At 54.4% G+C, this 21,388-nt stretch carries 17 protein-coding genes; 7 read left to right on the top strand and 10 right to left on the bottom strand.

Annotation, left to right across the window (positions count from 1 at the left end):
- Positions 1 to 23 precede the first annotated feature (23 nt).
- The 7 genes from tkt to def all read right to left on the bottom strand — a co-directional run bounded on the left by tkt (position 24) and on the right by def (position 9,324).
- The gene (gene tkt, locus BMZ14_RS07160; protein ID WP_074796556.1) at positions 24 to 2,039 is read right to left on the bottom strand and encodes a transketolase; all 2,016 of its coding nucleotides are present in this window, start codon (positions 2,037 to 2,039) and stop codon (positions 24 to 26) included.
- A gap of 257 nt (positions 2,040 to 2,296) precedes the next feature.
- Positions 2,297 to 3,547 carry a sigma-54-dependent transcriptional regulator gene (locus tag BMZ14_RS07155; protein ID WP_074796167.1) on the bottom strand — a complete coding sequence of 417 codons (1,251 nt, stop codon included), beginning with the start codon at positions 3,545 to 3,547 and terminating at the stop codon, positions 2,297 to 2,299.
- Between the two features lie 174 nt (positions 3,548 to 3,721).
- Positions 3,722 to 5,941: a sensor histidine kinase gene (locus BMZ14_RS07150; protein ID WP_256208458.1), complete on the bottom strand. Its 2,220-nt coding sequence runs from the start codon at positions 5,939 to 5,941 to the stop codon at positions 3,722 to 3,724.
- The gene (locus tag BMZ14_RS07145) at positions 5,890 to 6,513 is read right to left on the bottom strand and encodes a DUF4390 domain-containing protein (protein WP_083396700.1); all 624 of its coding nucleotides are present in this window, start codon (positions 6,511 to 6,513) and stop codon (positions 5,890 to 5,892) included. The genes BMZ14_RS07150 and BMZ14_RS07145 overlap by 52 nt, the downstream gene beginning before the upstream one ends.
- Positions 6,491 to 7,789 carry a 16S rRNA (cytosine(967)-C(5))-methyltransferase RsmB gene (gene rsmB / locus BMZ14_RS07140; protein WP_074796165.1) on the bottom strand — a complete coding sequence of 433 codons (1,299 nt, stop codon included), beginning with the start codon at positions 7,787 to 7,789 and terminating at the stop codon, positions 6,491 to 6,493. Before rsmB ends, BMZ14_RS07145 begins: the two co-directional genes overlap by 23 nt.
- Complete coding sequence (fmt, locus tag BMZ14_RS07135) at positions 7,786 to 8,721, bottom strand: methionyl-tRNA formyltransferase (RefSeq protein ID WP_074796163.1); 936 nt, start codon at positions 8,719 to 8,721, stop codon at positions 7,786 to 7,788. Before fmt ends, rsmB begins: the two co-directional genes overlap by 4 nt.
- A 99-nt stretch (positions 8,722 to 8,820) precedes the next feature.
- Positions 8,821 to 9,324: a peptide deformylase gene (def, locus tag BMZ14_RS07130; RefSeq protein ID WP_074796161.1), complete on the bottom strand. Its 504-nt coding sequence runs from the start codon at positions 9,322 to 9,324 to the stop codon at positions 8,821 to 8,823.
- Between the two features lie 359 nt (positions 9,325 to 9,683).
- Between def and dprA the strand changes: the two genes are divergently transcribed.
- The gene (dprA, locus tag BMZ14_RS07125; RefSeq protein WP_074796550.1) at positions 9,684 to 10,793 is read left to right on the top strand and encodes a DNA-processing protein DprA; all 1,110 of its coding nucleotides are present in this window, start codon (positions 9,684 to 9,686) and stop codon (positions 10,791 to 10,793) included.
- 188 nt (positions 10,794 to 10,981) lie between these two features.
- Entirely contained in the window at positions 10,982 to 13,525 is a 2,544-nt protein-coding gene (locus tag BMZ14_RS07120; protein WP_074796159.1) for a DNA topoisomerase III, read from the top strand.
- An 86-nt stretch (positions 13,526 to 13,611) separates the two neighbouring features.
- Here BMZ14_RS07120 and BMZ14_RS07115 read toward each other — a convergent pair whose 3' ends face one another.
- The 3 genes from BMZ14_RS07115 to BMZ14_RS07105 are packed head-to-tail and all read right to left on the bottom strand — an operon-like array spanning position 13,612 to position 15,384.
- Complete coding sequence (locus tag BMZ14_RS07115) at positions 13,612 to 13,866, bottom strand: acyl carrier protein (protein ID WP_074796157.1); 255 nt, start codon at positions 13,864 to 13,866, stop codon at positions 13,612 to 13,614.
- Positions 13,867 to 13,881: 15 nt separating this feature from the next.
- Positions 13,882 to 15,102, bottom strand: a complete 1,221-nt coding sequence (gene fabF / locus BMZ14_RS07110) for a beta-ketoacyl-ACP synthase II (protein WP_074796156.1) — start codon at positions 15,100 to 15,102, stop codon at positions 13,882 to 13,884.
- Positions 15,103 to 15,129: 27 nt separating this feature from the next.
- A complete protein-coding gene (locus BMZ14_RS07105) occupies positions 15,130 to 15,384 on the bottom strand; it encodes a hypothetical protein (RefSeq protein ID WP_074796154.1) in 255 nt (84 codons plus the stop codon).
- A 495-nt stretch (positions 15,385 to 15,879) separates the two neighbouring features.
- On the opposite strand from BMZ14_RS07105, the gene BMZ14_RS07100 reads away from it, so the two are divergent.
- The 5 genes from BMZ14_RS07100 to BMZ14_RS15430 all read left to right on the top strand — a co-directional run bounded on the left by BMZ14_RS07100 (position 15,880) and on the right by BMZ14_RS15430 (position 21,388).
- Complete coding sequence (locus BMZ14_RS07100; protein ID WP_074796548.1) at positions 15,880 to 17,031, top strand: N-acetyltransferase; 1,152 nt, start codon at positions 15,880 to 15,882, stop codon at positions 17,029 to 17,031.
- 143 nt (positions 17,032 to 17,174) lie between these two features.
- Positions 17,175 to 18,014, top strand: a complete 840-nt coding sequence (locus tag BMZ14_RS07095; RefSeq protein ID WP_074796152.1) for a nucleotidyltransferase family protein — start codon at positions 17,175 to 17,177, stop codon at positions 18,012 to 18,014.
- 51 nt (positions 18,015 to 18,065) lie between these two features.
- Positions 18,066 to 19,154, top strand: coding sequence for an LPS export ABC transporter permease LptF (lptF, locus tag BMZ14_RS07090; protein WP_074796150.1), 1,089 nt, complete (start codon positions 18,066 to 18,068; stop codon positions 19,152 to 19,154).
- The gene (gene lptG / locus BMZ14_RS07085) at positions 19,151 to 20,215 is read left to right on the top strand and encodes an LPS export ABC transporter permease LptG (protein WP_074796148.1); all 1,065 of its coding nucleotides are present in this window, start codon (positions 19,151 to 19,153) and stop codon (positions 20,213 to 20,215) included. Before lptF ends, lptG begins: the two co-directional genes overlap by 4 nt.
- A 228-nt stretch (positions 20,216 to 20,443) precedes the next feature.
- Entirely contained in the window at positions 20,444 to 21,388 is a 945-nt protein-coding gene (locus tag BMZ14_RS15430) for a diacylglycerol/lipid kinase family protein (RefSeq protein WP_256208457.1), read from the top strand.

The raw sequence follows: 21,388 nt of genomic DNA, 5'->3' as shown, positions 1-21,388 counted from the left end.
TGCGTATCACAACTTATCTGAATTTAAATAACGCTATTCACCGCCTTTACCACATTTTCCACGGTGAAGCCGAAGTGCTTGAAGAGTTCGCCCGCCGGTGCGGATTCGCCAAATGTATCAATGCCGATCACTGCGCCTTCGAGCCCCACATATTTCCGCCAGAAATCAGTGACGCCTGCCTCCACTGCCACCCGCCCTATACCCTTCGGCAATACGCTATCCCTATAATCCGGATCCTGGCGGTCGAATACGTTCGTGCAAGGCATGGACACCACGCGCACGTGAGTATCCGTTTCCGCCAGCGCCTTCTGCGCCATCATCGCCAATCCGACTTCAGAGCCGGTCGCGATAATGATTGCCCGAGGTTTGCCGCCTGCCGCTTCAGATAAAATATACCCGCCTTTGTCAATCTGCTTGATGGTTTCCGCATCACGTTTCTGGAAAGGCAGGTTCTGGCGGCTGAAAATGAGCGTGGATGGGCCATCCGTGCGTTCAATTGCCCGCGCCCAGGCGACGGTCGACTCGACCGTATCGCATGGCCGCCACACGTTCATGTTGGGAATATAACGAAGCGTGGCCGTTTGCTCCACCGGCTGGTGTGTCGGACCATCTTCACCCAGCCCGATGGAATCGTGGGTGAAAACAAACAGATTGCGAATTTTCATCAGGGCCGCCATGCGCAAGGCATTACGGGCATATTCGGAGAACATGAGGAAAGTCGCGCCGTATGGAATGATACCCCCGTGCAGCGATAGCCCGTTCATCATCGCGCTCATGCCAAATTCCCGCACGCCGTAATAAACGTAGTTGCCTCCGGTCTCACCGCTGACGGCCTTCGAGCCCGACCAGAGCGTAAGATTGGATCCGGCCAGATCCGCCGAGCCTCCCACGAGTTCCGGCAATTGGGGTGCCAGTCCCTCGATGGCGTTCTGCGATGCCTTGCGGGTAGCGATGGTTTCTTCCTTCGCGTTCACGCGCGCGATCAACCCGTCCACGTGCTCGCCCCAGCCAGCAGGCAGTTCGCCCGACATGCGACGCGTGAACTCGGCAGCCTCGGCGGGGTATTTGCCGGCATACTCCGCAAACTTGTGATCCCACTCATCCTCCAGTCTCTTGCCTTTCTCGCGGCCATCCCATGTCGCATAAACGTCTTCGGGAATTTCGAACGGCAGGTGATTCCAGCCGATATGCGGGCGGGCAGCGGCTATTTCCGCATCGCCCAGCGCAGCGCCGTGAACCTCGTGAGTATTGGCTTTGTTGGGCGAACCCATGCCGATCACCGTTTTGCAGCATATCATCGAGGGTTTGCCGTTGGCCTGCTTGGCTGCGTTGATAGCCGCCTCTATGGCAACCGGATCATGACCGTTGACATTTGGCACCACATGCCAGCCATAGGCTTCAAAGCGCTTGGGCGTATCATCCGTAAACCAGCCCTCGACGTGGCCGTCTATCGAAATGTTGTTGTCGTCGTAAAAACAGATCAGCTTGCCCAACCCCAGCGTACCCGCCAGCGAGCAGGCTTCATGCGAAATTCCTTCCATTAAACAGCCGTCGCCCAGAAATACGTAAGTGTGGTGGTTGACGATGTCAAAACCGGGGCGGTTGAAATCGGCGGCGAGTATTTTTTCCGCGAGCGCCATGCCTACCGCATTGGTGATTCCCTGCCCCAGAGGTCCGGTGGTGGTTTCCACTCCGGGCGTATAGCCATACTCCGGGTGTCCGGGAGTCTTGGAGTGAAGCTGGCGGAAGCGCTTGATTTCCTCCATGGGCAGGTCGTACCCGGTGAGGTGCAGCAAGGCATATATCAGCATCGAGCCATGCCCGTTGGACAACACGAAACGGTCCCGGTCAGCCCACTGCGGGTTTGCAGGGTTGTGGCGCAAGTGATGAATCCATAATACCTCGGCGATTTCCGCCATACCCATGGGCATGCCCGGATGACCCGAATTGGCTTTTTGCACAGCATCCATGGCTAGCGCACGGATGGCGCTGGTCAGGTTCTTGAATACCGGCGCATCAAAATCTCTAAATGTTCCCATGAACATGGACTCCCTTACTCAACGGATATGATATATGTGTGGCACAGAAAAACACCGCTCCCTAACCCGGGTAGCGGTGCGGGATCGGCAAAGCCATTATTATCGCTTAAGATACGAAGTCAGACAACATGGCAAATTCCAAGTTGTCTCCGTTTGAATGCTTGAACTTCCGTGACGGAGAGTCAGCCGATTATATTAGCCTCTGCGGATGCGGCAATTCATCTCGCAGTTGCAAAAGCGGATCTATTCGAAGCTTCTCAATTGTTCCGCAGCTTGATGCTCAGCAGCTTGAGCTTTCGGTAAAGATGGGTACGCTCCAGTCCGGCCCGCTCGGCCACCCGCGTCATATTGCCGTTTTCCTGATCGATAAGCTGTTCAAAATAGACTTTCTCGAACATATCGCGTGCTTCACGCAATGGCATGTTGAGCGGGATACCAGCCACGGCCGGTGCGGAGGATGAGGACGCAAGTATCTGCTTCACATCATCGACAGATATCTCATCCCCGGCACAAGTCAACGCAAGGGAGTGCACAACGCCCGTGAGTTGGGCGAGATTACCAGGCCAGTCATGGTTGCGCAGGCAATTGAGCGCAGCGGTATTGAACTGACGCAAGGGAACCTCGCCCGATTCAACGTAGCGCGAGAGTATCTGGGCTGCGAGTTCGGGAATATCCTCCCGGTGTTCCCTTAATGCGGGAACGTTGATGCAGAGGCCGCTTAAAAGCTCGTACAACCTGGGATCATAGACTCCCTGGGCCGCCAGTGCAGCCAAGGGGGTCGACGTAACGCAAACGAGCCGGACGCTGTATTTTTCCAGTTTGCCCAATAGCAGGAGCAACCCTTTTTGCGCCAATCTATTGAGATCCCCGATCTCCTTGAGAAACAGCAAACCGCCTTTTGCCTGTTCAAGCAAATCAAACGGAGCATTCGCCAGAGAGGCGAGTGTATCGGGTTCTACCCAGGGCGTGTTCGGTCGGTGCAAGAAACGGGCGCAAAGATCTACTCCCGTTCCCGGTTCGCTTGTGAGTAATAGCGGCGTTCTCAGATTGGCTACCTGTTCCAGCCTTTTTTTCAGATCTTCAATTACCGATCCCCGTCCCAGGCTGGAAAGCGGAAGCGTCATGTGCGGTTTGAGTTGCCCCCCACGGAGCGCGCGGCCGACCGTAGTCAACAGTTTTTGCAGTGGTACCGGTTTCTCCAGGTAGCCGGCCGCGCCCATGCGTGTCGCTTCCACAGCCGTGTCGATGGTGCCATGCCCGGACATCATCACTACCGGCATGGTGAGCAGCCCCCCGCTGGCCCATTCTTTCAGCAGGGTGATTCCGTCAGTATCGGGCATCCAGATATCCAGCAATACCAGATCGGGCCGCGTTTGCTTGCGCCAGGTGCGGGCTTGCCCTGCATTCTCTGCAAGCGCTACGCCGTAGCCTTCGTCACGCAAGATCTCGGACAATAATTCGCGTATGCCGATTTCATCATCCACAATAAGTATTGTATTGTTACTCATAATTCAGGAGTCACGCTTACGAGGTATAAGATTGCTTTATCTAACGCAGCCCCGGCATAGCCTCGCAAAAAAATTATCAAGGACGCTGCGTGCCGCGATTCCGGTTCGATATCTCGATCTGGAGTCATCACGGTATTATGTTATGAGTAGCCGCTGGCCGCTCAGATTGATTCATTACATGGCTGTCCGGTATGCGTCTACACTGTTTTTCCTGGTGGCAGGCAGGGTTATTGAAATTCGGGCGCCCCGCGGCTGAATATTTTCGATTTGTATCATGCCGCGGTGTTCTTCAATTATTTTTTTGACAATGGGCAGCCCCAGTCCTGTACCTTTTGATTTAGTGGTCACATAAGGCTCGAACACCCTCGCCCGGACCTGCTCGGAAAAGCCGCCACCGTTATCGCTTACGCTAAATCGTATTCCGCCCGGCGCGGGTTCGGTTCGGACCATGATGGCCGGTTCCGCCACTCCTATCAACGTATCCTGTGCGTTCTGCAGCAGGTTATGTATAACCTGGCGCAGCCGCGCTGAATCACCTCTCACCGCCGGGAGGTCGGGAGCCAGCGTCAAATAAATTCGTGGTTGCGGATTTCCTGGCGTTGCAGAGCCTGCGGCTTCATATAATGCAAGAATTTCCCGAACCAGGCCATTAAAGTCCAGGAGATGAAACTCCAGCTCGGGTGCGCGGGCATATTCGCTGAATTCGTTAACCATTTTTTTGAGCGCTTCCACCTGGTTGACGATTGTCTCAGTGGACCGCCTCAAGATTTGCGCATCGTCCCGGCCCAGCTTATCCGCAAGCTTGTGCTGCACGCGTTCGGCGGAAAGCTGTATCGGGGTCAGGGGATTCTTGATTTCATGGGCCAGGCGGCGCGCCACCTCTCCCCATGCGGCGGTACGCTGAGCCTGCAACAGATTGGTTATGTCATCAAATACCACGACACCGCCCCCGCCCGACTCATCGGGGAGACGTGTCCCGCGCAGCAGCAATACCTGGTTGGCCCCATCTCTCGATCGCTCCAGCTGACACTGCCACTCACCCTTTTTTCCCGAATGAAACCCCTCGAGAATCTCGGTTTTGAAAGAGTCCAGTTGAGGTTGGCGCATTGCGCATTCTTCAATTGTCAGGCCCTGGAGACCGGACAGTGGAACCTTCAGAATTTGTTCTGCACTCAGATTCCCGGTACGCATTCGTAGATTTTCATCAAATACCAGGACGCCTGAGGAAAGGTTGGCCAGTACGTTTTCCAGGTAGGCTCTGGCGCTTTCCACTTCCTGCTGATGGCGTTGTGCCATCGTGCGGGCTTCTTCCAGTTGATGAGTCATCAGATTAAAGGATTCGGTCAGTACTCCCAGCTCATCCCGGCTTTGCACCGGATGGCGCCTGCTAAAGTCGCCTTGCGCGACAGCACGGGTCCCTTCTGCCAGCATGCCCAAAGGCGCACTCAGCCGTTCGCTGATCAGAAATGCCGCAGCCAGAGCGGAAAAAAGCGAGAGCAGCAGTGCCAGTGTGAGCGTCACGCCGTAAAGGCTTTTCAAGCCTTCGCGTGATAGCAGCAATTCCTGATAATCCCGAAACGCGCCCTGCACTATTTCCGCATCTTCGGCAAGTTGTTTCGGTACTGGCTGCAACAACTGCAAGACTTGGCTATCATTTGCCCCTTCTGCCGCTTGAATCGGCATCAGCACCTTTAAATACAAGCCCTTGCCGGGAATGGATTCCACCGCCCGGTACGATTCTTCCGTCTTTAACTGATGCATGAGCGCGGTGCTTAACGCTTGGGGAACGGGCGCGGTATCATCCGCGCGCGAGAACACGGCTACGCTACCGTCGTAATCGAACAGTGTGGCTTCCTGTATCTGTGATTGCTTTACGAGCCGGCTCAGTGTCAGCAGCGGCGGCTCCGATTGCTCGGACAGGGTAAGCGCGGTAGTCCGCGCTTTATTGTGAAGATCCTCCACGAGATTGTCGAGGATGTTGCGTCCCAGATTCAAGCCCCCCTCGAGCGCCCGGTCCACCTTGACGTCGAACCATGATTCGATGCTCTTACCCAGGAATTGCACCGATATGCCATATACCAGCGCACCGGGGAGAACGGCCATGAGCGAAAAGATCAGCAACAGGCGCAACGCCAGCCGGGATCCAAATACCCCGGCGTTAAGCCTGCGCCTGAGTCTCCATAGCAGGTATCCCACCACGGCCATCAGAAACAATACGAAGCCGACGTTGAGCCGGATCAAAAGCCGGTATTTCCGGTCGAAAAGCCCTGTATCGGCCCCCGCTGTGGCAAGCAGGAACAGCATGACTGCGCCTAGCCCCGCGCTGATGATAATTACGTACTTCACGGCGTGTTGCTGCCCGAATGTCTCTGTGGCGGCAATATCGTATTCCATCTCAATATGCCGGAGCTAAGGTCCCACTCCTTCGACCCGCCCAGCGTCTCGACCTGGAACGGTTTAGGCAATGCGGCAATATCGAGCCGCATGCGTAATTCGACAGTATATTCAGTGTTCTGCTTTACCTCGGAACTCGCGATAATGGGACGATTGCGTACCCGGCTCAGAGCCTGCAACGCTTCCTTCAGCGTGCCAAAGTTCTGCGACAACGCGCCACGGCTCAACCGGTATTGGCGAGTCAGGGCGTAATAACTCAGCCCTTCCCGCACTCTGCTATGAGCAATTCTCTCGTCCAGCCAATACCAGCGCGAATTCATCAGGTTGAGTTCGGTTACGAAATAAAGCACGATACCTTTCTCGAGTGCGTATTCCAGTTTGTGGTTGAGCGTTATCTCGAAATCGGCATCAAACTGATAACCGTCGTCCGCCGCTTCCAGCTTTATGGACGTTATCTGTATGCCCCCTTCCGCCTGTGCTGTGGCCATCGGCGACACCAGGACGGTCAGCAGCGTTATCATGCCGGCGCGCAATAACCGTACGATGGACTCAGGCTTTGTGAAACAGAGCATAAAAAAAACCGTCATGATGGGAATTCGGCAGTAGTTGCCCGTCGGTTATGTCAACCAGGGAAAGAGGCAGAAGACGAGCGTCCGCATGACGGCGCAAAAAGTTTTCCACCTGCAGTCCGTTTTCCTCGGCAAATACAGAACAGGTGACGTAGAGCAATTTACCACCTCTGGCGAGGATCTGCCAAAGGACGTCAAGGATCTCCCGCTGTTTCGCGACAAATCGGGGAAGGTCGCTTTCCCGCCTCAGCCATTTTATATCCGGATGACGGCGCGTCACGCCAGAAGCAGAGCAGGGAACATCCGCCAGAATGCGATCGAATTGTCTTCCGTCCCACCATGCTGCCGGCTCCGATGCGTCGCCATGAATGACGCGATATGCTTCAAGGCCCAGCCGGGAAAAATTCTGTTTTATGCGCGCTACTCGCGCGATGTCATTGTCTATGGCGGTTAACTCTACCTCGGCCAATTCCAGCAAATGTGCACTTTTTCCTCCTGGAGCGGCGCACGCGTCCAGAACACGCATGCCGCTGCGCGCATCCAGTAATGGCGCTGCCATCTGGGCGCCTTCATCCTGAACCGATACCAGACCCTCCGCGAATCCAGGCAGTTTTTCCACAGCCAGGGGTTGTGCCAGCGCAACCGCGTCAGTAAGCACGCCATTTTCTGACAGTTTTGCCTCCATGCCAGCCTGGCTTAGAAGGCTCAGATATTCCTCAACCCCTATCCTGCGCCGGTTGACTCGCAGCGTCATGGGCGGCCGCTTGTTGCCCGCCTCCAATACTGCCTCGTAGTTCTCGGGATATTGCAGGCGAAGTCTATCTATCCACCATTGCGGGTGCGAGTAACGTCCTACCTCGCTTTCGGCTGCCTGCTCAAGCAGTGTCGCACGTTTACGCATGAAGCTGCGCAGGACGGCGTTGACCAGGCTACCCACGTCCTGCTTGTTCTTGCTGCCGCCGAGGCTGCGAGAAGCGGACACGGCACTGTTCACCACGGCATGGGGCGCCGCCTTACTGTATTCCAGCTGATATAAACCGACCAATAATAAACTACGCAGGTCCTGGTCCTTCAGCGGCTTGTTCAGCAAGAAGCCAAGCAAGGCATCGAGTTGGCCATAAAAGCGCAGTACGCCATAGCTCAGGTCCTGAATTGCGCCGCGCTGTTGCCCCGAGAGATCGGAATGGGCGCGCCACGTTTCCTGCAATACCGCAGTCAGGCTTGCGCCCCCCAGCACCTTTACCACCGTTGCGGCAGCCAAACGCTGAATCTTGATCATTCGCGGCGTTCAAAGCGATCGCCTGGCCGCAATGGATGCCCTGAAAGAAATTCTGCTGCGCTCAATTTTTTTCCGCCGGATTTCTGTACGATTTCCAGTACGAGCGAACCCTCACCGCATGCAACCACAATGCCGTGGCGCGTTACCGCAACGATTTCTCCCGGTTTTCCAGCCGAATCCGTCCCCGTGCTTGCCTGCCATATTTTCATTGGTGCTCCAGCTATCCGGGAATGCGCCCCAGGACGAGGATTGAAAGCGCGCACTGTACGGTTGATATTTTCCGCATCCAGCCGCCAGTCAATTTCAGCTTCGTATTTTTCCGGTTTCGATGCATAGGTGGCGGCGGTTTCATCCTGGGGAATTGCATGAAGTTTTCCCTGTTGCAAAAATGCCAGTGCTTCCACAATGCACTGCGCTCCCAGCAGCGCAAGTTTGTCGTGCAGAGTTTGGGCGCTGTCATCCTGTTCGATGGGAATGCTTTTCTGCAATAGCATGGCGCCGGTATCGAGGCCTCGATCCATTTGCATGATCGTGATTCCGGTTTCCCGGTCACCTGCCAATATCGCCCTCTGAATAGGCGCCGCGCCTCGCCAGCGCGGCAGCAAGGAAGCATGAACGTTAAGGCAGCCAAGCCTTGGTATGCTTAAAATCGCGGAAGGCAGGATTATTCCATAAGCGGCGACGACCATAATATCCGCACCGGCGGCGTCCAGTTGTCCGTGCAGCTCGGGCTGTTTGAGCGAATGTGGCTGCAACAGGGCAAGTTTGTATTCCTGCGCCAGCAATTTGATTACGCTTGAGGCAGTTCTCATGCCACGGCCGGCCGGACGGTCAGGTTGAGTCAACACCAATGCGACTTCATGTCCGGCATTGAGCAGGGATTGAAGAGCAGGAGCGGCAAATGGCGGGGTACCAGCGAAAATGATTCTCATGTAACGAGTGCGAAAATATTCAAAGGCATGCCGCAATTGCTTCGTTTATTAATCAGGAGGTCCCTCGGGTGTCCCGCGTTTGCCGGCAAAATTCCGATATCACATTACTTTTCGCCGCTGCTTTTTGAATTTGGCCTGAATACGCGTTTGCTTCATCCGCGACCAGTACTCGACAAATACCTTGCCTGCCAAATGATCTATTTCATGCTGAATACACACGGCGAGCAAGCCATCGGCTTCAAGTGTGTAAAGCTTTCCGTCCCGATCCAGCGCCTCGACCGTGATCCGCTCGGCGCGTGGTACTTTCCCGAATATTCCCGGTACCGACAAACAACCTTCTTCATACTCGGATTCGCCGCTTTGCGAGATGATTTCTGGATTGATCAACACATGCAACTGGTCATGCGTATCGGAAATGTCAATCACGATTGCCCGCAGATGCACATCGACCTGGGTCGCCGCCAGTCCAATTCCAGGCGCGGCATACATTGTTTCCGCCATATCCTCCAGCAGAGTGCGAATTTCATGCGTAACTTCCGATACCGGGCTCGCGATGGTATGCAGCCGTTCATCCGGATATTGCAATATTTTTAGAAGTGCCATAAACAGGTTTGCAGGGTTTGCGGGAACTAGCGGAGCTTGAACATTAAATAATCTGAATGCAAAATTCAAACAGTGCTGTTACGATATTTCCCTCCACGTCCTCTAAGGGCGGAAAACGCTGTTCCAGGTTCGGTGTAAGGTTCATTATATCTGATTTCGCAGGAAACCCGTTTTCCAGCCTTCGCGCCACGCCCCCCCGGATTCAGAATGAGAGCGGGCGCGATACATCTTCTTTTCTTTTCAGACGAGTGTCCGCGTGAGACGTATCCCGGTTCAAACCGTTCAGCTTCGCTGTCATGCAGGCAATTCAACCGGTTCGCATGTGCCCGCGAGAAAAAGCTACCATTGACAAGGATAAAATGAAGTCGATGAGCGATATCGAGGCCTGGCTCGCCCTTGGCTTGATTGACGGCCTGGGTGACGACTCAACCCGGCGGTTGCTGGTAGCGTTCGGAAGTCCCGCGAAAATTTTTTCCGCGAATATCGCCTCGCTCGAACGGGTGGTAAAAAAAAAGGTAGCGTACAACATTGTGCAGGGCGCGGACGAAAAAAGGATTACTGCCTCGCTCGACTGGCTGGAAGACTCGTCAAATTCGGTTGTTACGCTCGCCGATTCCGACTACCCTTCGCTGCTGCTCAACATTCCCGACCCTCCTCCGCTCCTCTATCTAAAGGGAAAGCGCGAACTGCTGAAGTCATCGAAACTCGCCATAGTCGGGAGCCGCAATGCCACGCCCCAGGGGCTTGCCAATGCGGAAGCTTTTGCTGAAGCGGCAAGTAATGCGGGGTTGTGTATCGTCAGCGGAATGGCCTCCGGTATCGATGCCGCGGCACACCGTGGAGGCTTGCAGGGGGGCGCCGCCAGCATTGCAGTAGTAGGAACCGGACTGGATCTCGTGTACCCGGCGAGCAATCGCGAGTTGGCCCATGAACTGGCGCAAAAGGGCGCGCTCATTTCCGAGTTTCCCTTGGGCACCCCGGCCATTGCCAGCAATTTTCCACGCCGTAATCGCATTATCAGCGGCATGAGCCACGGGTGTCTTGTGGTGGAGGCCGCACTACGCAGCGGCTCGCTCATTACTGCCAGACAGGCATTGGAACAGGGACGAGAAGTATTTGCCATCCCCGGTTCCATTCATTCGCCTCTGTCAAAAGGCTGCCATGCACTCATCAAGGATGGGGCAAAACTGGTCGAAAGCGCCGGCGATATTCTGGATGAATTAAGAGACGAAATGCCGGGCGAGTTGAAATCCCGGCGGCCCGCCCATAGTGAACGCCGTGAGGCTGATGAACCTGAGGGTGACGAATCAGTGCTGCTGAAGTATCTGGGACATGACATTACCAATATCGATTCCCTGTGTGTCAGGAGCGGCTTGACGGTAGAAAGGGTATCAGCGATGCTATTGGCTTTCGAATTGAATGGCCTGGTGGCAAGTCTGCCTGGCGGGCGTTATCAACGACTGAGATAGATCATCGCAGCGTCGCGCCGCTTAGTTCTTTATAATGGAAAAGCGGCCGAACCTAAATCCGGCAGTTGGTGCAAGCGAAAGTGAACGGCCAAGTTCTTGCTATCATACACGGGGATTGAAGTTGCAAGAAAAAACCTCCCCTACTGGCCACAGCTGTTGCCGGTTTGCAGACTTTCACCTGGAGTTTCATGGGCAAGACTTTGATTATTGCAGAGAAACCTTCTGTCGCCGCCGACATTGCGCGCGTCCTGGGCGGATTTGTCAAACACGCTGATTACTTCGAAAACGACAAATTCGTGCTTTCGTCTGCGGTGGGGCATCTGCTTGAGCTGGCCGTACCCGAGCAATACGAAGTCAAACGGGGAAAATGGAGTTTCGCCAACCTGCCCATCATCCCGCCGCACTTTGATCTCAATCCCATCGAGAAAACCGAATCGCGGCTAAAGCTGTTGACCAAGCTCATAAAACGCAGGGATGTTGATTCGCTTATCAACGCCTGTGATGCAGGACGCGAAGGGGAGCTGATCTTTCGGTACATCACACGTCATGTGGGGACCAACAAACCGGTAAAACGGCTTTGGTTGCAATCGATGACGCCCGCTTCGATCCAGGACGGTTTTACGAAACTGCTCGATGACGAAGCTGTGCAGCCACTGGCGGAAGCGGCGGTAAGCCGCTCGGAGGCCGACTGGCTGGTGGGCATAAACGGCACACGGGCGATGACGGCATTCAACTCGCAGGAAGGCGGTTTCCATAAGACGACCGTGGGCCGGGTACAAACACCTACATTGGCAATCCTGATCGAGCGGGAAGATATCATCAAGAAATTCGTTCCTCGCAATTACTGGGAGGTGCATGGCACGTTTGCGGCCGGTGCTGGAAAATACGACGGCCGCTGGTTCGACGAGAAGTTTTCCAAAGACAAACAGGATGTTGAACAAAAAGCCGAGCGGATATGGGATGAGGCCGGCGCCAAGGCTATTCAAATCAAATGCCAGAGTAAACACGGTATCGTCAGTGAAGAAAGCAAGCCCGCCACGGAAATCTGCCCGTTGCTGTACGATCTTACCAGCTTGCAGCGCGACGCCAACGGACGCTTTGGTTTCTCCGCCAAGACAACGCTTGGGCTGGCTCAGGCATTGTATGAAAAACATAAGGTGCTGACTTATCCGCGAACGGACTCGCGCGCATTGCCGGAAGACTACATTTCAACTGTCAGAGACACTCTGGGTTCTCTCAAGAAAACCCGTTACGGCGTATTTGCCAAACAGGTTCTCAAGGCAGACTGGGTCAAGCCCAACAAGCGTATTTTCAACGACGCCAAAATTTCCGATCACTTCGCCATCATCCCGACTTCGCTTGAGCCTAAAGCGCTGAACGAGGCGGAAGCAAAGCTTTACGATCTCGTCACGAAGCGCTTCGTGGCAATTTTTTATCCTGCTGCTGAATTCCTTGTTACCACACGCATCACTCGCGTCGAGGGCGAGCCTTTCAAAACCGAAGGCAAAGTGATGGTCAATCCGGGCTGGCAGGCTGTATATGGCAAGGAAGTGCGTGCCAGCGGCGCCGATGATGAAACGTTGATCCAGGTGCAGGCCGGGGAACGAGTTCGCGCCGAAGAGGTTAAGGTTATCGCCAACCAGACCCGTCCCCCACCCCGGTTCAACGAAGCCACGTTGCTGTCTGCCATGGAAGGTGCGGGCAAGCTGGTGGAAGATGAAGAGTTGCGGGAGGCCATGAGTGCGAAGGGGCTGGGGACGCCTGCGACCCGCGCCTCAATCATTGAAGGCTTGGTATTGGAAAACTACGTGCAGCGCGTCGGTCGTGAGTTGCATCCTACCGCGAAAGCTTTTTCGCTGATCACTTTGTTGCGCGGTCTGAAAGTGCCAGAGCTCACGTCACCCGAACTGACCGGTGATTGGGAATTCAAACTGCGCCAGATCGAGCAGAGAAAACTTGAACGTAATAAGTTCATGGAAGAAATCGCCGGTATGACGAGCCACATCGTGGAGCAGGCGAAAAGTCATCGCGGCGAAACCATCACCGGCGATTTTTCCACGCTCAAGTCTCCCTGCCCTAAATGCGGCGGTGTGGTGCAGGAGACTTACAAGAAATTTCAATGCCAGCAATGCGATTTCGCATTATGGAAAATTCTTGCCGGACGGCAGTTTGAAACAGCGGAAATGGAACAGTTGATTACCCGGCGCGAGGTGGGGCCGCTACAGGGCTTCCGCAGCAAGATGGGGCGCCTGTTCAATGCGAATGTCAAGCTTACCGACGAACTCGAAATGAAATTCGATTTCGGCGGTGATGGCGAAGAGAGCGCGGAAGAGATTGATTTTTCCGATCGGGAGCCGCTGGGAAAATGCCCGCGGTGTGGCAACAGGGTGTTCGATCACGGGATGAGTTACGCTTGCGAAAAAGCTTTGGGCTCGCCACGCACGTGCAATTTTAAAATAGCGAAGATAATTCTCTCACGTCCCATTGAACGCGAGCAGGTGGTCAACCTGTTGCATACCGGTAAAACGGATCTGTTGCCAAAGTTTATTTCGAAGAAGGGAAGACCATTCTCCGCTTATCTGGTTGCGGGTGCGGATGGAAAGGTGGGATTCGAGTTTGAGCCCAGGGATACAAAGTCAAAAGCAAGCGCAGCAGCAAAAAATGAAACAAAAGCCACGAAATCAAAAATCAAGGCTCAACCGTCAAAAAAATCACTATCGGGTAAAATGTAGCGAGATCGATAACAGAGGGCCGCACCATCGGCTTTCTGGTTCGTTTGTTCAGCTGAGTGAGCCCGATTCTTGTATCCGCTCATCCTTTAAGAGGATGCGGGTGCCTGATGATTTTCAATGTAGGAAATAATATCTCCCACGCTGCTGAATCCTTTTGCTTCTTCACTATCGAAATTAATGCCAAAAGTATCTTCAGCGTCAAAAAGAAGCTGAATCGTATCCATTGAATCAAGCCCGAGTTCCTCGAATTTTGAAGATCTGCTTATTGTGGACGTATCCAGATTCTCGACCTTTGTAGCGATAAACTGTATGACCTTTGCTTCAATCTCCGCTGTATCCATTTCTGATCTCTTCCTTCATTCAAGGGTTGTAAAAAGAATACTGGCATTGTTGCCCCCAAATCCGAAAGCGTTACATAGGCCGGTACGGGGGTTCTTCTGCTGCGCGACGTTGGGCGTGTAATCGAGATCGCACTCTGGATCAGCTTCTTCAAGATTAATGGTTGGATGTATCATGCCGGTACGAAGCGCCATGATTGTAGCGATACTGCCGATGGCGGCGGATGCACCCACGGTGTGCCCCAGCAGCGACTTGGTGGCGCTGATGGCGATATCCCGGGCCCTGTTTCCAAAAAGATTTTTAATGGCCCGGGTTTCCACGATATCTCCAAGCGGCGTGGAGGTGGCGTGCGCGTTGATATGATCGATGGAGTCAGGTGCCATGCCCGCGTCCTCGATAGCCCCTCGCATTGCCGATACCTGGCCCTCCATATTTGGCATTACGATATGCAAGGCATCACATGCCTGTCCATAACCGGCCAGTCGGGCGTACATTTTCGCCCCTCGATGCGTTGCCTCTTCTTCCCTCTCCAGGATAAGTATACCCGCGCCTTCTGCCATAATGAAACCATCCCGCCCCTTGGCAAAAGGCCGGGATGCCCTGGCCGGGTCCGCGTTGGAGCCTGTAGTTAAGGCATGCAATATCTCGAAGCCATTCATGGTCAGCGGTAGTACGCATGCTTCCGCCCCGCCTGCAACCACGACATCGGCCCTCCCCGCGCGCAGGAGATCAAGCGCCATGCCGATAGCATTGGCACCGGAAGAGCAGGCGGTACTGCACGTCAGATTCACTCCTTTCAGCTGATGTTTTATCGCGATCCAGGCAGCTGCGGAGTTTGCCATGGTTCGAGGCACCGTAAAAGGAGGTACCGGCTGATTACGGAACTTGCGTATTGCAGAAGACTCGAAGGTGGCAAAGCCCCCCATCCCCGAGCCTATACTTACGGCCACACGTTGCGGCGCGTAGGTATCCAGCCCCCCCGCGTCCTCGATAGCAAGGCTCGCCGCCAGCAGCGCCAGTTGGGTGAATCTATCGGTTTGCTCTATGTATTTGGGCGACAGGAAGGTGGAGGGATTGAATTCGCTCACTTCGCCCGCTATCTGGGAACGAAGATTTGATGCATCGAAGCTCGAAATTTTTTTAATTCCGCTAATCCCATTGACAGCCGCCGACCAGAACTGGTCAGTGCCAATGCCAATCGGCGATACCACCCCCATTCCCGTGACAATTACGCGCATATGCGGCCATTGTAAGTCATGAGAGCGTTACTGTGCATTGAACATCATCGGGAAGAGGAATCTCAATATGCCCCCCATGATCCAGATAATAAGTATCAAACTCGAAATCACCGCCAATCCCTCTATAACTGCCGAAAGGAGCGTCGTGCCGAGGCTGTCGAATTCCTGTTGTCCGGATTCGTTGCGTCGGCTCAGGCGACGTTTCCTCACCCATATCTGCAGCCCGACGACAACGGGAATAAGGGCGATCGATATCAGGAGGTTATAATCTGATGTTTCCATTACTAATCAACCTTTGCGTAAATTATCACTACAGAAAAATCTTCAACCGTTGTTTTCTTTTTGATTAAATCCAGTCAGGCCCATCCGCTTCGGCGCCATTCACGTCCTCAACATGTCAGCTTTTCCCGCCGCGGCGGGGTCATCAGGGACTGAGTGGACCACGGATAGCGCAAATCATAAATCCGTCACTTTTACACGGCCCGAATGTTGGCGTGATCATTATGACGCCAGCCAACGGTCACGATGCATCCGGCGCGTCCTCATGGCCTCAGCAAATTTTTTAAATCCGCCTCAGCTTGCAAACCACCAATTATAATATCACGTCATCAACATGTCATGAGTTAACAAATCTTCGTCTATCTCCCACAACCGGCGTCGGAGAAAATTCGCAGTCCGGAAACGTGCCGAACGTGAATTCAGTGCGTAAACGCGTTGCCTCAAACGGATATCTTCATATGTTTTGTTTTGAAATCGCATATATGGCTACTTTCCTTCATGAATGAAAGCGTTGCATCGGCATCCTCGGGAATTACCGTGCTCCCGGTTACAAACCGCCGCGAGATGGGGGCGTTTATCGATCTCCCGTGGCAAATTTACGCGGATGACCCGATGTGGGTACCGCCGTTACGCCTGGAACGGCGCCTTCATTTCTCCAGATTCAATCCCTTTTTCAAACATGGCGAGTGGCAGGCCTGGGTTGCATACCGGAATAATCAGCCGGTAGGGAGGATCAGCGCTCAAATTGATCAACTTCACCGCGAGCGATACGGGGCGGACACCGGCCATTTTGGACTGTTTGAATGCATTGATGATGCGGCGCCATCGGCATCGCTGATGCGCATCGCGGAGGAATGGCTGGCTGCCCGCGGCACCCGCCGTATAACAGGGCCGTTTAATTTATCGATCAATCAGGAATGCGGCATTCTGGTGGATGGTTTCGACACGCCCCCGGTGGTGATGATGCCGCATTCGCGCAAATGGTATGGGCGGCTGCTCGAAGAGCAAGGCTATCAGCCGTTAAAGGATATGCTTGCCTATTGGGCAGAGGTGGATTTCAAGGTGCCGCGATTGATGAGCTCCCTGATCAGCAAGTTTTCGGGCCAGGTGCGTCTGAGGACGCTTCGCCGGGACAAATTCAGCCAGGAGATGGAAGTGCTGCGTGATATATTCAACGACGCCTGGTCCGAAAACTGGGGCTTCGTTCCTATTACCAAGGCCGAGTTCGATGAGCTTGGCGCCAGCCTCCGCCTGCTGGTGCCCGACGATTGCATCCAGATTGCAGAGGTTGATGGCATTCCTGCCGCCTTCATGGTGGCGTTGCCGAACCTGAACGAGATTTTTGCCGAGCTTGATGGAAGCCTGTTCCCATTCGGCTGGCTCAGACTGACCAGGATCAGATCCAGGGGAGGCGTTCGTACCGGCAGAATACCGTTGATGGGAGTGCGCAAGCAATTTCATAATACTCCGCTCGGGATGGCTCTTGCTTTCATGGTAATTGATGCGCCGAGAGAACTGGGGCGATCGCTGGGAGTTAAGGCCGTTGAATTATCATGGATACTTGAGGATAACAAGCCCATGCGCGCAATTCTTGCGGGCTTGGGTTGCAGGGAATACAAGCGTTACCGGATTTATGGAAAGGCGCTCTAATCCGTTATCCTGAACCGAGGGGTTGACTGCCGATTTTTGGTTCAGCGTATGTTCGCCAGTACTTTACGCGTCACTTCGCCTTCTTTCTGGTGAGTCTCCGCGGATTATCCGGGAGACCGCAAAATGGAGTAAAACGTTTGCAGATGAATAAAACAGATCAGTTTACCGCGGTGGTGCTGGCGGCGGATCGGTCGGCCAACGATCCAATCGCGGTTAAAACAGGTATGGCATGCAAGGCAATTGCACCGGTCGGTGGTACGCCGATGATCATACGCGTGCTGGATGCGCTGGAAGGCAGTGGCATGGTGAAGGCCATTGTTGTATGCGGTCCCCCCGCGTCTGTGCTGCCGGACTGCCCGGAACTGGAGAAGCGAATCAGCTGCGGGCGTGTCCTCTGGGTGCCCAATCTGGATTCCCCCAGTCGCAGTGCTAACAGCGGTCTTGCACAGATCGATCAAGGTTCACCCGTCTTGCTGACAACGGCGGATCATGCGTTATTGACGCCTTCCATTGTCCGGTATTTTTTAAGTAAATCACAGGCTGCGGGTGGCGACGCCACTGTGGGCGTCGTGAAGCACGAGGATGTGGCAGCGGCGTTTCCTGGAGTAAAGCGTACCGTGATACGGCTACGGGACGGAGGGGTTTGCGGCTGTAATCTTTATGCCTTTCTCAATCCGCGCGGCCGGGGCCTGGTTTTGTTCTGGCAGCGGGCGGAAGACCTGCGTAAACGTCCGTGGCTATTGATTGGTCAAGTCTTTGGCATCATAACCGTTCTTTCCTATCTGCTGGGATTGCTGACAATTGACAGGGGACTCAAGACTGTCGCGGCAAAAACCGGCATTCTTGTGCGGCCGGTATTTTTGCCTTATCCACAGGCTGGCGTCGATGTTGACAAGGTTGAGGATATGCTGCTTGTGGAATCCGTGCTGGCGGGAGAGGTACCCCTGGCTCGAGAGCGAACCGACCCGCATGATATCGCCTAGGCGGTGCCCCGTTTTTAAAGACTATTCTACTCATAGCGGCAGAAGATATCCGTGAAGATAATAGAACGATATGTCGCGCGTGAATTGTTGATACCGTTCACCGTGGTCGCCGCTATCCTGGCGATATTGTTCGCGAGTTTCAGCAGCGCGCGCTTCCTGGCCGGGGCAGTGACAGAGTCACTGGGCCTTGCGTCCATGCTGAAGCTCGTGCTGCTGAAGACCTTGATCGCGCTGGAGGTGCTGATGCCGATCTCCCTCTATGTCGCGGTGGTGATCGGGCTCGGCCGGCTGCACAGAGAGCAGGAAATCACCGTGTTGCGTTCTGCCGGCGTTAGCGAGAACCGCATAATCTACGCGGTGCTCATCGTCGCGATTCCGGTTGGAATTGCCAGCGGAGTTCTTTCTGTTTTCGTGCGCCCGTGGGCGTATGAGGAAAGCTATCTGCTGAATGCCCAGGCAGAGGCTGAACTGAACATGGAACGTTTCCAGGCCGGGCGCTTCTATGGAAGCGAGGGCAAGGACAAAGGCAAGGGCAGGGTGGTTTATATTCAAACCAAGGATGACGCGGGCAAACAGATGAAAGACGTGTTTCATTACATGAATAAAAACGGCAGCAGCGAGATCATTCTGGCCAAAGAAGCTCATCAGCCTGAACCCGCGCGCGGCGAGCGTCCGCAGATCCAGTTGATCGACGGCTTCATTTACCGGCTAATGCATTCCGGAACAGAGGATACGGTTGTCCAGTTCGACAAATTGGTTTATTTCACTGACAGCGGGAATGTACTGGATTACAAACGGAAAGCTGCAGCAACGGAGACGTTGGCGAAATCCGATCAGCCGCGGGATATCGCTGAATTCCAGTGGAGGCTCTCGCGTACGTTTGCGACCATCCTGCTAGCGCTTATTGCTGTGCCATTCAGCCGTGCCTCCCCTCGGCAGGACAAGGGCGAAAGGACGTACTATGCTGCGGCGCTGGTTTTCGCAATCTATTATATCCTGACCGGATTAGCCCAGACCTGGGTCGAGCAGGGCACCATCGGCAGGGTTCCCGGTGTCTGGTGGCTCTATATCGTGATGTTCCTTGGCGCGCTCACCCTGCTGTCACCCGGTTTCTGGCAGAAGCTATTTCTGCGCAGATGACAATAATCAACCGCTACCTGGCCTTCCAGGTTGTCATGGGTCTGGGAATTGCCACCGCGGTGCTCTTGCCGCTATTCGGTTTTCTCGACTTGCTGGATCAGCTTGACGACGTGGGGAAAGGGACCTACCGCGTCACGGATGCGTTCCTGCACACCGGCTTGCTCCTGCCGCGCAGATTTATCCAGCTTGCACCGTTCGTTGCGCTGCTGGGCAATGTGATCGCATTGGGACGGCTGGCAGTGGGATCGGAGCTCACGGCGATGCGCACAGCAGGCGTGTCTCCGGTTCGCATCAGCCTCGCTTCATTGTCTGTCGGATCGGTTCTTTTATTATTCATTACCGTGCTGGATCAATTTGTCGCGCCGCAATTTCAACAGCAGGCTATTTCCTCGCGAGCCGTTGCGCTTGAGAAGAGCGCGGCGCTGGGCAAACATCTGGGGATCTGGACACGCGACGAGCGGAATATATTACGTATCGGCGAGATGCTGCATGCGGGAAAAGCAGTGGATATTGAGATAGTGCATTTCGACGAAAACGGTTTTCTACTGACCTATACCTACGCCAGGAACGCTGCTTTCATAGAAGGTGATCTGTGGGAGCTGCACGATGTTACCACCAAGAGCTTTAACGGAAACCGGATAGAGTCGGTAAGCGCCAATTCAGTGCAGTGGAAGTCGTTTCTGAACCCGGATGATATTCTGACACTGACCAAGTCCCCTGAAAGCCTTTCACCGGTCGAATTGTTTTTTCACGTGCGTTTTTTACGGGCGACCGGCCAAGAAGGAGATGCCTATGCATTGGCCTTATGGCGAAAGGCCGGTGGCGCAGTGACCACCATCGCAATGCTGTTGCTCTCAATACCCTTTGTTTTCGGATCGGCACGAGCCGGCCTCGGCAACCGGCTCATACTTGCGTCAATGCTCGGCATCAGCGTATATCTGTTTGACCAGATTGTTGCAAATGCAGGCCTGTTGTTGCACCTGAATCCAGCGTTGACCGCGCTCCTGCCCGGATTGCTGTTAGTCGCTCTTGCCAGTGTGTGGTTGCGGCGGATTTTTTAACCGCTGCTCATCATGCAGTTATAAGAGCCGCTCTTCCCTGTCTCATGTGGATGAGCTGTTGCTGTGGCGCCAACCTGACATATGTTGTAATCTGCGCGGCTTGCCTTGAACAAAGCCTTGGCCAAATGCGGCAGGGTGCAGTACTCAGATCGGATTTGAATGATAGAACAATCAAGAATTGAAAGGTTCAGAGAAGGGTCAGCCACTGTAGGGTTTCTGTTCAATCCGATGAGCGGCCGCATACGCAAGCGCAGGGATGCGATAAGGCACGAATTGACCGGATTTCCCAATGCCGCTTCCCGGGAAGCGACCAGTGCGGCAGAGATTAATGCATCTGTCGATGCTTTTCTGCAAGAGGATACTGATTTGCTGGTGATCGTCGGCGGGGACGGCACGGTGCAGGCGGTGTTGAATCATTTATTTACCACAAGGCCCATGGCCAATTGGCCGGTTTTGACTGTCGTTCCTGGTGGAACCACCAACATGACGGCGCTGGATATGGGCATTCACGGCAAACCGGAACATGTCCTGCGGAAGTTAAGCAAGTGCTTGCAGGGCCGGACCCTGCCTGTTTTGCTACAGCGTCACGTTTTATGCATTGAACAGGCAGGAGCCGCCAACGTTTATGGCATGTTCTTCGGCATTGGTCTTATTGCCCGTGCTGTCATATTTTCCCAGGGCAGAATCAAGCAACTCGGCGTCACAGGGGAAGTTTATTCAGCCATCATAATGCTGGGTTATCTTGCCGGTGCATTAATGGGGCGCCGTCAAGGCGCTTGGGCGCCGGTTCAGATGTCGGTCATCGAGCAGGGTATCGAACTGCATCATGGATCCTATGCGTTTCTTTTCGCCAGCACCCTTGATCGCCTGCTGTTTGGCATGCGTCCATACTGGGGGCGAGAACGGGAGCCGCTGCATGTGACATTTGTCCGGCAGCAACGAAAGCGTCCCTTGCGTTCGTTGTTGCAGCTGCTTTCTGGCCGGGGTAGCGTTCTCGAGGAACGGGATGGTTATTACAGCAGCAATACCAGAACGCTGGAATTGCTCGTAGATGATGAGTACATCGTCGACGGTGAGTCCTATCGGGCGACGAGTCACGGTGGGCCCCTGCGCCTTTCGGCGGTCGGCCCGATCAATTTTCTGGTAGCGGATAGCGGAAACGCTGACTCGTAA

It is taken from the genome of Nitrosospira briensis, assembly GCF_900115125.1.
Classification (GTDB): domain Bacteria; phylum Pseudomonadota; class Gammaproteobacteria; order Burkholderiales; family Nitrosomonadaceae; genus Nitrosospira; species Nitrosospira briensis_A.
This window is presented reverse-complemented; position numbering and strand designations above follow the sequence as displayed.